The sequence below is a fragment of the Bacillus cereus group sp. MYBK227-1 genome (genome assembly GCF_051916325.1).
GTDB classification, from domain to species: domain Bacteria; phylum Bacillota; class Bacilli; order Bacillales; family Bacillaceae_G; genus Bacillus_A; species Bacillus_A cereus.
In genome coordinates this window covers 352,532-367,828 of record NZ_JBQAGK010000004.1, presented here as the reverse complement: position 1 = coordinate 367,828, position 15,297 = coordinate 352,532, and the positions used below count along the sequence as shown (strand labels likewise).

The window sequence follows — 15,297 nt, the reverse complement described above, 5'->3', positions numbered from 1 at the left end:
ACGATTTAAACGGAGAGGGAAAAATAAGAAAATGATTTTGGCTTAATATATTCTATTATAAGAAAGAAAAAGTATAACTCTTCTTTCTCGTAATATAAAGAAGAGTTATACTTTTTCTTTTGATTCCGATGTTCAAATAACTCCAAATGATAAAATTTAACTAGACGCACAAATTGGGACAAGAAAGCGTAGCGTTTGATTAAAATTTAGGGTTTTAAGGATTTCAAGGTTAATTTCATATAAGTATTCATTCGCTGCTCTAATGAGTACTTGCCACCTAAAAGACACCAGTCTAATATTATCCCTCTAGCAACTGTAAAAAGATACGTTGTTATGTCTTCTACACTCATATCATTTGTTAATTCTTTTTCAAATCTTCCTTTATTAACAAGATCATTTAGAGTTTTGTAAATTAATGAAGGTTCATATGCAAATATTTTTTTGTTGAAATCGTTAAGGAGATTTATATGTAACTCTAATTTAGTAGTATATTTAGCTATGCATTGGAAGAAAGTCAAAACAGTTTTTTGTATTGTCGTATGTTGAGTTATACTTTTCAATTCTACATGTAGGTTTTCTTCAATTTGTTGAAATAACTTTTGATAAATATCTTCTTTGGAAGAAAAATGATGATAAAAAGTGCCAACAGATATATTTGCCTTTTTACAAATATCTTCAATAGTTATATTTTCAATTTCTTTTTTTTTCGTTAAATTTAAAAATACAAGAAATATATTGTTCTGTGTTTGTAGAGCTTGTTGCTTTCTTTTGGTTAAATTTTTGTTATGCAATCCTTATTCCCCCTTAACTATATATTAACTGATATCTGGAAAGTGAAAAAGTATTTTGAAAATTTTGGTTATTGTTGTATAATTTTCATTACATCGAATGATATTCGGTGAATGTAATTCGGTATAATGAAAATTATTTTTTTGAGGGGAGATTGTTATATATGAAAACACCTTATCAATCAATCTTTATGATTCCTACAAATAAGCTGTTAGGAAAACAGGCTTTAGGAGACCCATATGAACCATTTGAATGGTATAAAGAGATGCGAGAAAAAGAACCCATTTATTTTAATTCTCAGGCTGACATGTGGAATGTTTTTTTGTACGAAGATGTAAAAAGAGTCTTAGAGGATAAAGAGTTTTTTTCTAACATTATGCCGGAGAAGAAAAAATCTCCCTTTCCACAAAGTATCCTTGGGATGGATCCGCCAAAACATACACAAATCCGGTCTATTGTAAATCGTTCGTTCACTCCTAAAGCATTAAAGGTATGGGAGCCGAGAATTCAGCAAATCACAAATGATATTCTTATTCAATTATCTAATCGTGATAATTTTGATATTGTCCAAGAGTTATTTTATCCTTTACCGGTGATAGTAATTGCTGAAATGTTAGGTGTTTCTGTTAATGATATGGACAGATTCAAAAAGTGGTCGGATATTATAGTAAGTTCACCCAACCATGATGATCCGGATTATTTGAAAGAATTTTTTCATATACGTTTACAAGCAGAAAATGAATTAGAGGAATTTTTTGAAGAAATCATACAACTCAATCGAGGAAAATCCAAAAAGGATTCAAATGACATTATTTCTTTATTAGTTCAAAGTGAAGCAGACAAAAACATTTCGGGCAAGGAAGTAGTATCATTTTGTAAATTACTATTGGTAGCAGGAAATGAAACAACAACTAACTTGCTTGGAAACTTATTATATTGTTTGATAGAAAATCCAGATGTTTACAAGCAAATACAACAGGATGTATCCCTTGTTCCAAAAGCAATTGAAGAAGTATTGCGGTATCGTTCACCAGCTCAAAGAATTGTACGCAAAGTAAAAAAAGAGATTCAAATAAGAGACAAAACTCTACAAGTAGATCAAATTATCTCAGGTTGGATTGGATCAGCTAATCGAGACTCTCTTCATTTTAAAGATGCCGATAGTTTTAACATACATCGTAGTCGAAATCCTCATCTTGCATTTGGTCATGGAATCCACTTTTGCTTAGGTGCTCCCCTAGCTAGATTAGAAGCTAAAATTGTATTGACGGAATTAATGAAAAAATATAAATCATTTTCGTTTATTGACCATAATCTTCCCGCTCCTATCTCAAGTGTTAGTTCTGTATATGGATTGAAATCTTTCCCTGTTAAAAGTGAAATAATCATATAAAGTAAATAGTTTGGCTCTGGTACAGGCTGTATTAGAGCTAACTCTATTTATAAACTAGCACTATCAACATCAGAATATCAAAAAATTATTGCAAAGATGGTTTTAAGTATAGTGAATTTAGTGATTTTGTTTTTTATGAATATGCATAAAAACAATAGTTGTCATTATTTGCCGAAGATTTATCTCGATTATATGTCTCCGATTCACTTTATCAGTTTGCTATATAAATATTACTTTTTGAATCTCGATTTTTGTATTGATTGTTATATATTAATAAAAAGTTAAATATTTCTGCACAACTTCTGCACATATATAGGTAGTTTCTGTGTCATGATATATCAGTCAAGTGAAATATTTCACATACAGGGTAGGATACATATTCACTATAGTTCCTGCGTAACTTACGCATACCCGAAACGATTTACTCTCTTGTTATACTTTTACATCAAAGCCCACATCACACTACAAAGCATAACAAGAAGGGGACAGGAATAAGCAAATGATTAAACACCTAAAAAACTTAAAAATGAACAAAAACAGTCTAGGAGCTGTTGCATTAGCAGCTGGAATTATTGGCACTACTCTTATTCCTCAAAATGCATACGCGCACGGATTTGTTGAAAAACCTGGTAGCCGTTCCGCTTTATGTAGCCAAACTTACGGCGCGCTGAATGTAAACTGCGGAAGCATTATGTACGAACCACAAAGTTTAGAAGCTCCAAAGGGATTTCCGCAAGCCGGCCCAGTTGATGGACAAATTGCTTCTGCAGGCGGCAAATTTGGTGGTATTTTAGATCAACAAACAATAGATCGTTGGTTTAAAAATACAATTAATGGCGGGGAAAATACATTTACTTGGAAGTTTACAGCGCCACACTTAACAAGCAAGTGGCATTATTACATTACAAAAAAAGGATGGGATCCAAATAAAGCGTTAACAAGAGCAGACTTTGAGCCAATTGGTACTGTACAACATGATGGTTCTGCGGCCTCAAATAATGTAGCGCACAAAATCAATGTACCCACTGATCGTAGTGGATACCATGTGATTTTAGCTGTATGGGATGTAGCGGATACTGTGAATGCGTTCTATAATGTTATTGACGTGAATCTTATTAATAATGTGAAACCAGACACAGAGGCACCAAGTATTCCAAATGGTCTTCAAGCTCAAAAAGTAACAGCAAATAGTATTGAGCTAACATGGAACGCTTCTACAGATAATGTAGGGGTAAAAGGATATCAAGTATTCCGTAATGGAGAGATGATTGATACCGTACCAGGCACTCATTTTATTAATAAAAAATTACAACCAAGTATGGAATACACTTATACTGTAAAAGCAATTGACACAGCTGGAAATGTATCAAAAGAAAGTGAAGCGTTTACAGTGGAAACGACTGTTGAGGCTCCTGATACAGAAGCACCAACACAACCAAAAGGATTACATAGTATGGGAACAACAGCGTCAAGTGTAGATTTAATGTGGAGTCCATCTGACGATAATATTGGTGTAGACCATTACGATATTTATAGAGAAACAGAAGGATCAATGAAAAAGATTGCAACATCCACTACGACTTCTTATTTGGATAAAAACTTAGTTGCTAATACTATTTATAAATATGTAGTGAAAGCTGTTGATGTAGCTGGAAATGAATCTATACAGAGTGATACTTTCACAGTTACTACAAAAACTGAAAACGCTCCATATGAAGCATGGGATGCAAAGAAAGCATATAAAAAGGGAGATAAAGTTCTACACGAGGGAAAAGTGTATGAAGCAGTCCAGAATCATCAAGGGCATGGGGATCCAAACTGGATTTATGCTTTATCATTATGGAAAACAGTGTAAGCTTTACTTGAATATAAACTAAGAGATAATTGGCTTTGATGTAATAAGAAAAACTTGAGAAATCACTTTACTCTTTATAAAAAAGACGACGTATTCAGCGTCGTCCTTTTTTATCTATTGCATGTTTTAGGATGTTACGAGGTAAAATATAGCATAAATCATTTCCTATCTACATTGTTATACTATTGAACTGTTTTTTTATAAGCCCAAAAGTCAACGTTGAGAATTCAAGTGCTCATAAAGAATACTTAGCTAATTGTTCACCCCAAGGTGAAAATTCAGTCTCTATAAATCCTGCTTTTTTATATACAAATTTAGCTGTAAGGTTTTCAGGAGCATATCCAATCATAATTAAAGAAATATTTGTTTGATTATTTCGTCGTATCTCATCAATAACCAGATATATAGCTTGTTTACCTATACCTTTCCCTTGAAATCTTTCATCAATCATAAGTCTATAAATCCAATAATTATTATCATCAGGATCAATCCCAAACATAGTAAATCCTATCATTTTTTCATCAAGATAAATACCTTTTGCATAGAAATGATCTAAAAATTGAACTTCTGCGATAGAATAGAGGTTGGATGCAATAAATGTTTGCTGTTCTTCTTTAACAGACAGTCTAATTGCTTCTTCCCAATTACTTTTGTCAATAGGCTTTAAATAAATTTTCTTCAATTTGATACTCTCCTTCTAATATTGAAGAGGGACCACCTAGTTTATGGGCTAGTGAAACGTTATCCTCTTATTTTTTTGCCCAATCAAATAAAAATATTTTCTCATCGACATCGCCTCCTTAAAGTTAAAATCACGTCATTATATTCAATATAGTTATATTCTTTATCTATAAATTCTTTTCCTACTGAACAAATCCTATTTCTTTAGCTAATTAATTCAAGGTATATGCTAACAAATATCGGTAGAATTTATTTACTTACAATTCTATTTCACTTTCAATAAAGTGTGACGTTTTTTCGTTTTGAGGAAGAATATAATTCTTAATTTGATAGCATTGCTATCAACCTATTATTATAGGGATCTATTTTCTATTTACTTATATTTTCATTGTTACTGAACTTTACTCTATTAGAAGTTTGTTTATATCCCAGGTTGCCTCGTGTGAAAATAAGAATAAGCAAAGCAATAAACCCCAGCCCTATCACTACAAATGTATCTGTATTCTTTAAAACAGCGTTGGTGGAATGAGTTTGTACCAAGCTAAACGTATTTACACTTGCATGAACTAGCATGACAATAAATAAGTTACCGTGATTACAGTTATAAATCCAAGTGAGAATGATTGAGATCGGCAAACACAATAAAATAAAAATTGGCAAGTGAATATATAGGAGAGAAAGGTCAGAACCCGGTCCACCCCTTTGTGCAGCCGTTAAGAAATGTGGAAGATGCCAAAAAGTCCACAAAACACTAAGTAGTAATGTAGCTTTTAACGGTCCAAATTTTGATTGTAATCTAGGCAGAGCGAAACCACGCCATCCAATTTCCTCCGGTAAAGGTCCACCGAGAAAGAAAATTGCTACAAAAGAGATGAGATAGGTTATAAAAAATTCAAAATTAAGGTCACGGAAAGTAGGTATCTCTCCATTTAATATCACCATACCTAGAAACATTGCAGCGGGGATAACGATGAGGGTAAACAAGTACCACTTCAAACCGACTTTAGTAGATAGGATGCTTTTTCTAACTTTTTTCCATGACTCTTTGCCTTCAAGGGTTCGAAACATGATATACGCTGCTAACATAGGGCCTACAAATGCATTGGCAAAAAAGAAAATATCAAATGTCTTTGTTTTAGGGAAAATACCCCATTGGGATAAGATAAATGGAATTAATACAACCCATGAGAATAAATATGCCATTACAAAAAATGAAGTTAACGGATAGGATTCCAAATATCCCCTCAGACCTTTTAATGAGTTTTTTGATTTTGTTAAATACTTCAACACAATCACCTCTTCATTTATCAATACTTGCATATGTGCTAATTCTACATGTTTTGGTAAAGAACCTTTTTGATGTAATAATGTTCAGTTTTTTAAGAAAGGAGCGATACTTTACCAAAGAAATATAGAAATCTTTTTAAAGAAAATCACCGTATTTTTTGTATATATTTAGTTTTATTTTTCTCTTTCTCTTTCTTAAAAGTGAAAAAGTTCCCTAACCTTAATATACAGGAATTGGATGGCCTAATTGTGGTATGAAACAATGTACAGATTTGACAGTATTGAATGAGGGTAAAGAAGTAACTATCCGTTATGGAATTAGGATTCATCGATAAAGAATCTGAAATGACAAAATGAAATATTAATAAAATCATAAATTTTATCTAAAAAGCTCAAACTGTTGAGGAAAAGAGGAAACAGAGACTATAAATTGAGCATCAATAAGTTATGGCGGATGGATTCGGTACCCACGCTAACCAAGTAATAATAGCGTAACTAAGTTGAAACGGCTCTAATCCAAATAGTAATACAAATAAGTGCAGCCAAATTCGTAATGTAACTGCTGCAAAGGTTAAGGAGTAATTTCTGATCATCCAATTCTGATGATCTTGAATTTTTTTATTCTTAACTCTATTTAATGCTTGATATGCTGAAAAAAGCTAAAAAAAGATACATATTTACGTATTATGGAGAGAATGAAAAACAACCAGATTTTTATGAGATTAAAGAGAAAATTTTTTATAAAGCGGAAAAATAATATTCGCAAAAAATAGTCAAATTAAAAAAGTTAGAGTTTCTAGAATCCTAAACTAGGCAACATCATACTGGTCGCTAGTGTAGTGAAATTCTCTTAAATTAAATAGAATTTTAGCGAAAGAACGATGGATTTTATACATGCTTAAATAAGTGAAAATATAAAAGTTTAGCTCAATACCTATACTTTTATGGCCAATAACATAAGAAATAAGCCTTGAAATGAAAGTTTGTTAATACTTGTTACGTAAAAAGTTCCATTGCAACACAAACATCAAGTCTAAGGAGATTTTGATAATAAATAATCATTCAAATTTCTGCAGCATACTACAATGAAAATTTTTTATTACATTATACCCCATAATTCAACAGACTAATTTTTACTTTTATAGTCATTTTTTTATTTATTTTGACAATATATACCATAATATTTGAGGGAGAATACATATTTTTTCGTATTGATAAAATTAAATCTGAGAATTTTTAAAATTTGAAAAATATAGAAATAAAAATTATTATGTTAGTCTGGATTTGGTTACAGTATTTTACATTTTATAAATAAAGGGAGGAACAGATATGAAAATTAAAAAAAAGGTTGTAGCATTTATTAGTACATTAGCAGTAGCTGGGGCAATTTCTTTTGGGGGAGCTAACTCTGCAAGTGCATATTCAGATAGTGTAACAGAAAATATTCCTCAACTACCTGGGAATAGTATTCAATCTAATATTTGGATGAGCGCTACAGCATTTAATCAGAAACAATCATATCAAGTAAGTGCTAAATTTATTGGAAAAAATCCACCAAATGCAGATTGGGTAAAGACAGCGTGGGCAATAAAAGCAAATGGATTAGGTGTATCTATTGGCGGTGTTAGTGGTGGTACATCTAATGGAAATACTTTGACTGGAACTTGGACAAACACAAACACGTGGATTTCTGATTATGCGGGATCCTACAATATCTCAGGTGTTCCAATAAGCGGTGGTGGGGATAACACTGCTTCATTCTTAGCAAAAGGTGTAAAACGCTCGGCATCTTCTTCTATTTTTAGACTGTATTAAAGTAACCTATTGAAATAACTGTGACCACAAGAAAGTGAATGATACCATACATTCACTTTCTTTACCTATTATAATATACGAATTGAGGTAGAAAGATGCGTTATAAATTCAGCGTTATTCTTCCTGTACTACTAATATTGGTAGCTTTTTTCACCATATATATATATATTAATTCGAATGAAAAAGGAGAACATTTAAAATTAAATACCAATCTCATTAAAGAACTAGAAAGGCAGAAAAAGGAAAGTGCAAATGTATTAAAGAGAAGTTGGGGGGATGAGACACTTTTTAACCCTGTTAATGCAGTAGAAGGTTCAAAGGATGAGTATATAACTTATTATGCTTACCAAACAGTATACCTATTAGGTGAATCACCTGGGAGAAATTATTGTAAACATCTAAAACAGGTGACTGAAAAGGTGGATTTTTCCGCAGAGACAGAAAATCTTATTTTTACTGGAATTGAAAGAGTATATAGAGCACAAAAATCGTTAGAACTGTGCATAGGTGAAACAGAACAAACAAAGTTTTCAGGAATAGAAAAACATGTTATAGACTTATTAAATAGTACGTATATAGATAATGGATATTTTATTTCAGAGGAATTCAAGCCTTATAAAGATAAACCTGAATATATTGAGGTAAAACTTCAGCAAACATATATGATGATATATTTAGCAAATGTGTACAAAAAATTGGATGAAATCGATACAAACCAAATAAAATTATGGATTAAGCAAATACCGTTGAAAGATCTAACCATTATTAACACTATCACAAAAATTGATGAAATTTTAGGTGCTAAGACAAATGTTGAAATAGATATAAAAGAAGTAGAAAGTCTTGTGAATCAACAAACTTATCAAATCCATGATTTTATGTCTCTAAACAGTCTAGTAGAACTTTATAATAAAAAGTATATTCAATTAGATAATTCAATAATTACTTCTATTAAAGATAAAATTAAAAAATATCAATTTGGTTTATCAGATATACAAAGTGAATATATAAAGAATAATATACTGAAAAATTTAAATACCGACATAAATGAGAAAGAAAAAGAAATTTTGTTGAAAGATTTTTCTACGTATATGTATGATGATGGAATGCTTCCTACTTTTAGTACATACAATAACCCGCTAAGCCCGTCTTTAGTAGGTAGGATTTCAGAAGAATTTACAGTAGCGAATTCTAGTAATCACGATGTAAAAATACTTAATACTATTAAAAATTTAAATATGAAAGAACTTATGAAGCAAGATCCTTTTGAAGTATATAGTTATGTCACTCTCTATAAATTAGCAGATTCAACTCCAGATGATTCACAAAAAAAAGAGCTCATAGAAATGTTGAAACAGAAAATTAAACTACCAATTAATCGTAACAATGTAATGAGTTGGAGTTTCTATGTGAAATCTCTAATTAATTTAGATGAGAAAATTTCTGTAAACATGCTACCTAATAATACAACTGAAATTCTCAATAGTATAATTGAAAAAGAAAAGAGTTATTTCGGAAAAAATGGAGAAATTTCCACATTGGTATTCCTGGAAACGATAGCAAGTACAGAACTTTATCAGGACAAGCTCATAAAAACTAAAGAATTTATAGAAGTAGTAGATGCAGATGAGAATTCGGAGATTGGAGCTTACTTAATATATTATAAAACAATGTTACAAGAAATTTTAGAAATTCCATATGATAAAAATAAAACTGCTTCTAAAATAACACGCTTATTTAAACAGTCTGGTTATTCTTTAAGTACACAAAATAAATTTGCTGATGTTTACTCGACTTATTTTTTAATGAATGTTAATCAAATACTTTCGGAGGCTAAGCATAATGCATAAAGAACCGTTACTCCAATTGAAGGATGTTGAAAAGAGTTTTTCTACCAAAACAGAGAACCTTCAAATTTTAAAAAATATAAATTTCACTGTAAATCCTGGTCAAATGAACGTTATTATGGGGCCATCAGGTTCCGGGAAGAGTACATTACTTAATCTTTTAGGTTTACTTGATAGACCTACAAAAGGAGAAATTTATCTTAATTCACAACTAACTAATAAGCTAAAAGAAAAAGAAAAATCCAAGTTAAGAGCAAAAACAGTTGGGTTTGTATTTCAGGATTTTAATTTATTCCCTAATCTTAATGCTTTAGAAAATGTGACTCTCCCATTATTAATTCATAAAGAAATTAGTAAAGAATCTCGAGAAAAAAAAGCAAGAGAATTATTAGAATTAGTAGGGTTATCTCATCGTACTACACATATGCCTAGCTCATTATCAGGCGGAGAAAAACAGAGGGTGTCTATTGCGCGTTCTCTAGCTGCAAACCCAAAATTATTATTAGCGGATGAACCAACGGGTAATGTCGATGAGGAAAATGAAATTAAAATAATAGAATTATTTAAAAAGCTAACAAATTCAGGGGTAGGATTAGTTATAGTGACTCATAATCCTGTTTTTAAGGATTATACTGATCATTATTATGTGATGAAAAAAGGTGTATTAGAGGAGGTTATTTTAAATTATGAGATTAAGTGATTACCTTAAGTTAGGTAAAAATAACTTTCTTAGGAATGGCTTTAAAACATTATCTCCTATTATTATTATAACGCTTGCTATTATTGTGTTTAATATGGTAACAGGGTTCTTTACTAGTATAACCGATAGTATGAACAATACCGTTATTAAAAATGATAGCTTAAAATTTATTGAGGTTATAGCAACACCGGACAAAACTATGGATATTCATAGTTTTGAGAACATAAAAAGAATTGAAGGGGTAGCATCGACCTTTCCTAAAGTACAGTCTTTTGTAGGATTAGAACATGATCAAGATAAAATAACTACAAATTTAATAGGAGTTGATAATAAGGCGGTCCATTTTTTTACCTCTGGAAAGAAAGATGTAATTAAAGAAGATGAAATTATTCTTAATTCTGGATTAACAACAAAAATTAAAGAAGGAGATAGCGTTAAGGTTAACTATACTATAAAAGTAAAAGAAGGAGAGGGAATTAGAAAACTTAAGGATGCCAAAATTTCAACATTATATAATCAATTTTATATAAATAGTTTTCCAGAAGATATATCATTAGCAACAATTGACTATGTAGAGAGCCTTAATGCAGAGTTTGTGGGGCTTTCTTTAGAGGATTATCGTAAAAATCTTACCTATGAATTTGGAACGGTTATTGTCAAGGATGTTGAAGATATTACAAAAGTAGCTAAAAAAATTGAAGATATGGGATATGATACAAATTATTCTTTAAAATCATCACAATCGATTCCTATGGTTGCTAAAATTATCATTGCTATAGGAGGAATTGTTATTGCTTTGTTATTAGTATTTTCTGGGATAAGCATTGCCTCAATTATAAGTCAATCACTCAGAGGTAGATATAAGGAGATAGGTATTATGAGGGCCGTTGGATATGAGCGTAATCACTTAATCAAATTGTTTGCTGTTGAGGTATTGTATATTTCACTAATTTCCTTTGTGTTATCGACAAGCTTAAGTTTTATACTAATAAAGGTAATAAGCTATTTTATGAATCAGTCCAATCTTTCTAATTTTCAATTCAATGTTACAATGGATATAAAGCAAGTCGTTATTAGCTTTATCTTAATAATCTTTGTAAGTTTTATTTCTAGTTTTAGACCAATAATGAAAGCCTCTTCGACTAGTATAATAGAAATTATCAGAGGGAATGCATCATGAAAAAGAAAATAATATTTCTAGCTTTAGCATGTCTATTATCAGGGGCAATCCTCACATATTTTTTCTTTACTGAAACTAAGAATACTGTAGGCTTAAGTATTGAAAAAAACTCTGGTAATTCTATAGCATATTTATCAGAAGATAGCCAAAAACAAGTCATTAAAGTATTTAATTTTAATCAAGAAAAATTCACAAAGGTTCTTCAAATTAAACAAGAGAGAGACCCTTATTCTACTTCCTATTATAATCAGAAAGAAAAAAAAACAGTTGTCGTTACACAACAGATGGTACCATATGGATATCAAGTATATTTACAAAATCCATCTGATATTCAAAATTTGGGATTATTAAAAGAAAGAGTACATGAAGTTATCTTCAATAAGGAGTATCTTTATGCTTTAGTTTATGCAGATGACAATAGCGTGTACTTAAAAAAATTCAACTTGAAAAATTTAGATAAACCGTTAAAAGCATGGAAGTTGGAAGGGGATCCAGAGAGACTAATATTAGATGAGGACTCAGATAAGATTTATATATTGATGAGGACAAATAAGACAATACTATACTCCTTAGAAAATGGAGAGACATTAAAACAGAAAGAGATTCTAGAACAGGGGTATGATCTTAATGCGACAATAGAAGAAGGGGAATTATGGATTTTACCTAGAGAAATATTAGATAATATAAAAGTTAAAAGTAAGAAAAATAAAGAGGTTAAATTTATATATTGTTTTAATTTACCTAACTTAGAAATTAATTCGAAAATTCCTACGAAGTATCCACCTAAATTTATTCAGGTGGATAAGGAAAAAATATATGTTATTACTGGGACACCTAATGAATCATTTCTAGAGATATATAATCGTCAAACATATCAAAATGAAAAAATATTAGAATTACATTTAAATACGATTTATGGATTTATTAACATGCAAAATGAAAAATATATTTTTGCAAATAATGGTATATTCAAAGTGAAGCAAAATCATTTAGAAAAAGTTTTAAAGGAGGATATTTCCTCAAATACTGATTTTGTTATTCGATAAAGTTAGCATTGGAAGGAAGGGTGCAGAGGATGAAAAGGACTTTAGCTATTATTTCGTGTATCTTCGTTCTAACTACGGGATGTAGTCAAAAAGAGAAAATAAAAACAATAAATGAAGCAAAGGTTGAAGATCTACAAAAATACAAGGAAACACTAGTGGGTAATAATTCTGCTATAAGTTCTATTGTAAATTCTTTACCTGGTGGTTCTACATACAAAGAAATTGAACTATCTGATCAATCAATAAAAGTCGTATATGGAATAAAAACAGATAGAGAAAACTTGAACAAAGATGAGCTAAATACGTATTGGTTAAATGATAATAATATAGAAAATAACTTTTTATATAATGCCACAGCAATCTTTATACTTGTTAAAAACGTTCAAAGAGTTACTCTAGAATTAGAATCAGAGAAGTATTACTCTTTTTCAATTTCTAGAGAGGAATTAATTAAAGAATTACCTCATTCATTAGACGAGTATGTTAAAAATAAGAAGCTGTGGGAAGACGATATTTTGAATAATTTGATTATGAAAAAAGAGAAAAGGGAAGAATTTTTTAAAAAATATCCTGTGAAACAAAGATAAAAAACTATACAACGATTGAATTAAACTAAAAATATTTTAATAAAAAAAGTTACTCTTTCATAATTATGTTATATAAAAAGAGTAACTTTTTTATTATTTATCTTTGTTTTTAAAACTTATTTTATGTCATATTGATGGACTTCACCCTTAGTGATTGAAAATCCCAGACTAAATCTGATTGAAGAAACGGTGCTATAAATCCTTCCGAAGCTGCATACACATGCATAGGAATGTCAAGACCAGTCTTCGCCTGTAAATCATCTAACGCTTTCGCAATTGCGGCAACCGGTTCGTAAAGACCAGTATAAGTTTCACCGAGAATCGGTACTAAACCAATCGTATTTTCATCTACGGCTGCGAGGACCCCCTGAGGATCCAATTGAGGATGTTCAGGGCTAACCTTCACATAGCGTGGTTCAACCTCCCAATAATTCGCGTATTTTTCCCAAACGACCTGAACAGCAGAACTAAACACAATATTGGGACGATCCACCGGCTTCCCTTCGCTTTTACATGCATTTTGCCAGCGTCGCTTTAAAGCAAGCCCACCGAGCATACATGCTTCTGACGATCCAGTTGTTGAAACGCCCATAGTCGTAAAAGTGCTGGGCGAATGCCAGAGATTGGCTAAAATATGGACAAACCGCTCCTCAATTTCAGCTGTCTGTGGATATTCGTCCTTGTCAATCATGTTTGATTTTGCATATAATTGCTCTGCGGCAGGCTCCATCCATGTGCTAACGAATGTTGCAAGATTCAAGCGGGCGTTGCCATCAAGAGCAATTTCATCATGGACGATTTGATAAGCTGTTTCTGGTAACATGCCTTCATCAGACATATGAAAGCGTGGAACGGCGAATTCTCCTTCGCGGCAAACAGAGGATTTACAGAAAGTTCGTGCGGCAGCTCTTTTTGCATGTGACGCGGTAGAGATTGTGAATTATCTGGCATAATCTCTTTTCTTTCGTATGTATCGTTTTGAACTTCTGCTTTTCGATCCTGTGGCATAAAAGTCCACTTTAATTAAGTTTTTAACAAACATATTATTTACAAAAAATATTTGTTAAATCAAAGGGATATAAGGCTTTAAGCACTTTTCTATCAATCTTTATTTCAAAGTTACACGTATCCCTATGGTTATAATACAAAATTCACTCCTTACTTTTATTATTCCTTACCGAAAACTTCCAGGAACTTTCTAGACAATGAGGACAAGTAACGATCCTTGCTCAAAATTTCCTGGATCCTGGTCTGGAGAGAAGGACTGTCGATTTCCTTGTAGATCGGACGCCAGCTCAAATGCAGATTTCGGGATGATTTCGATGAAGAGGCCGGCATTGACCTATAGTAGGATGGTACGTGCATCATCATTTTTACATAATAGGTTTGGCTAGAATCTGGATTTCTGACAAGCCTCGCAGATCAGCTGGTCGAATCAGCGGTAAATGACCAAAGATTGCTCGTGCAGCTCTTTGAATTATTGTTTTATGCTTTATTCAAGTTGTTGAAAGTAAATTTTCAGTGTTTATAAATCAGAATATTCTTTCTGTTTTTTCTGCAGTTGTGATCTATTTACATATAAGGTTATGAGGATTATATTGGCAATGTAAGTGAAAACAATAGATGGAAGGGGATGTTTTTTATGTTTAAAAAAGCAGCACTAGGGATTTCATCGTTAGCGATCACAGCATTCGTCGGATTAGGAATGGCAACAGAGGCTTCTGCTGGACCAGCAGCACCACTTACTTCGCTAAACGTCGTACAAGTAGAGTCTGAACTTGGAGGAGTAGAAACAATTAATCAGAACAGCTTTAGCACATCACGTAATCACGGAGGAAAATACTTATATATTACCACGAAAGAAATGGGATATGGCCAAAATCCATTTGCTAAAATGAATGGTTCTAATGTAAAAAGTATTGGATCCACTATAATTGGCGGCAGACCGATCGTTGGTTGGTATTATAAATGGGATGCTTCTGGACACCAACAAGGAACGTTTGAGTACCAAAAGACATCTATAAATGCACCATTTAATACAATGCGTACATCAATTTATATCCAATAATTTTAAAAGCGTTCGTACATGTAAATAGTCAAAGAAAAGGCATTCCTAG

At 31.6% G+C, this 15,297-nt stretch carries 12 protein-coding genes and 2 pseudogenes; 9 read left to right on the top strand and 5 right to left on the bottom strand.

Features of this window, described 5'->3' with window-relative positions:
• Positions 1-206: 206 nt before the first annotated feature.
• Positions 207-791, bottom strand: coding sequence for a TetR/AcrR family transcriptional regulator (locus tag ACTFRM_RS20855; protein WP_000551648.1), 585 nt, complete (start codon positions 789-791; stop codon positions 207-209).
• Positions 792-952: 161 nt separating this feature from the next.
• Here ACTFRM_RS20855 and ACTFRM_RS20850 point away from each other — a divergent pair, with 161 nt between their 5' ends.
• On the top strand, positions 953-2,182 hold the full coding sequence (locus tag ACTFRM_RS20850; RefSeq protein WP_000856903.1) for a cytochrome P450: 1,230 nt from the start codon (positions 953-955) through the stop codon (positions 2,180-2,182).
• A 499-nt stretch (positions 2,183-2,681) separates the two neighbouring features.
• On the top strand, positions 2,682-4,037 hold the full coding sequence (locus ACTFRM_RS20845; RefSeq protein ID WP_088321872.1) for a lytic polysaccharide monooxygenase: 1,356 nt from the start codon (positions 2,682-2,684) through the stop codon (positions 4,035-4,037).
• A 235-nt stretch (positions 4,038-4,272) separates the two neighbouring features.
• Here the strand turns inward: ACTFRM_RS20845 and ACTFRM_RS20840 are convergent, their stop codons facing one another.
• The 3 genes and pseudogenes from ACTFRM_RS20840 to ACTFRM_RS20830 form a co-directional block, all read right to left on the bottom strand.
• Positions 4,273-4,719 (bottom strand): GNAT family N-acetyltransferase, encoded by a 447-nt coding sequence (locus tag ACTFRM_RS20840; protein ID WP_000725629.1) that lies wholly within the window; start codon positions 4,717-4,719, stop codon positions 4,273-4,275.
• 368 nt (positions 4,720-5,087) lie between these two features.
• The gene (locus tag ACTFRM_RS20835; protein WP_141096644.1) at positions 5,088-6,038 is read right to left on the bottom strand and encodes a CPBP family intramembrane glutamic endopeptidase; all 951 of its coding nucleotides are present in this window, start codon (positions 6,036-6,038) and stop codon (positions 5,088-5,090) included.
• 425 nt (positions 6,039-6,463) lie between these two features.
• A pseudogene (locus ACTFRM_RS20830) lies at positions 6,464-6,664 on the bottom strand (DUF2306 domain-containing protein); the annotation flags it as partial.
• A gap of 670 nt (positions 6,665-7,334) precedes the next feature.
• On the opposite strand from ACTFRM_RS20830, the gene ACTFRM_RS20825 reads away from it, so the two are divergent.
• The 6 genes from ACTFRM_RS20825 (at position 7,335) to ACTFRM_RS20800 (ending at position 13,180) form a co-directional block, all read left to right on the top strand.
• Positions 7,335-7,820 (top strand): hypothetical protein, encoded by a 486-nt coding sequence (locus tag ACTFRM_RS20825; protein WP_000694270.1) that lies wholly within the window; start codon positions 7,335-7,337, stop codon positions 7,818-7,820.
• A 95-nt stretch (positions 7,821-7,915) separates the two neighbouring features.
• Positions 7,916-9,670, top strand: a complete 1,755-nt coding sequence (locus ACTFRM_RS20820; RefSeq protein WP_325851587.1) for a hypothetical protein — start codon at positions 7,916-7,918, stop codon at positions 9,668-9,670.
• On the top strand, positions 9,663-10,367 hold the full coding sequence (locus tag ACTFRM_RS20815; protein WP_000548608.1) for an ABC transporter ATP-binding protein: 705 nt from the start codon (positions 9,663-9,665) through the stop codon (positions 10,365-10,367). Before ACTFRM_RS20820 ends, ACTFRM_RS20815 begins: the two co-directional genes overlap by 8 nt.
• Positions 10,354-11,547, top strand: a complete 1,194-nt coding sequence (locus ACTFRM_RS20810) for an ABC transporter permease (protein WP_044783198.1) — start codon at positions 10,354-10,356, stop codon at positions 11,545-11,547. Before ACTFRM_RS20815 ends, ACTFRM_RS20810 begins: the two co-directional genes overlap by 14 nt.
• Positions 11,544-12,593 (top strand): hypothetical protein, encoded by a 1,050-nt coding sequence (locus tag ACTFRM_RS20805; RefSeq protein ID WP_000726822.1) that lies wholly within the window; start codon positions 11,544-11,546, stop codon positions 12,591-12,593. The genes ACTFRM_RS20810 and ACTFRM_RS20805 overlap by 4 nt, the downstream gene beginning before the upstream one ends.
• 29 nt (positions 12,594-12,622) lie before the next feature.
• The gene (locus ACTFRM_RS20800) at positions 12,623-13,180 is read left to right on the top strand and encodes a DUF4825 domain-containing protein (protein ID WP_000831557.1); all 558 of its coding nucleotides are present in this window, start codon (positions 12,623-12,625) and stop codon (positions 13,178-13,180) included.
• 124 nt (positions 13,181-13,304) lie between these two features.
• Here the strand turns inward: ACTFRM_RS20800 and ACTFRM_RS20795 are convergent.
• Positions 13,305-14,188, bottom strand: a pseudogene (locus ACTFRM_RS20795) (pyridoxal-dependent decarboxylase); the annotation flags it as partial.
• Between the two features lie 634 nt (positions 14,189-14,822).
• On the opposite strand from ACTFRM_RS20795, the gene ACTFRM_RS20790 reads away from it, so the two are divergent.
• On the top strand, positions 14,823-15,248 hold the full coding sequence (locus ACTFRM_RS20790) for a DUF4879 domain-containing protein (RefSeq protein WP_000472918.1): 426 nt from the start codon (positions 14,823-14,825) through the stop codon (positions 15,246-15,248).
• The last annotated feature ends 49 nt before the right edge of the window (positions 15,249-15,297 follow it).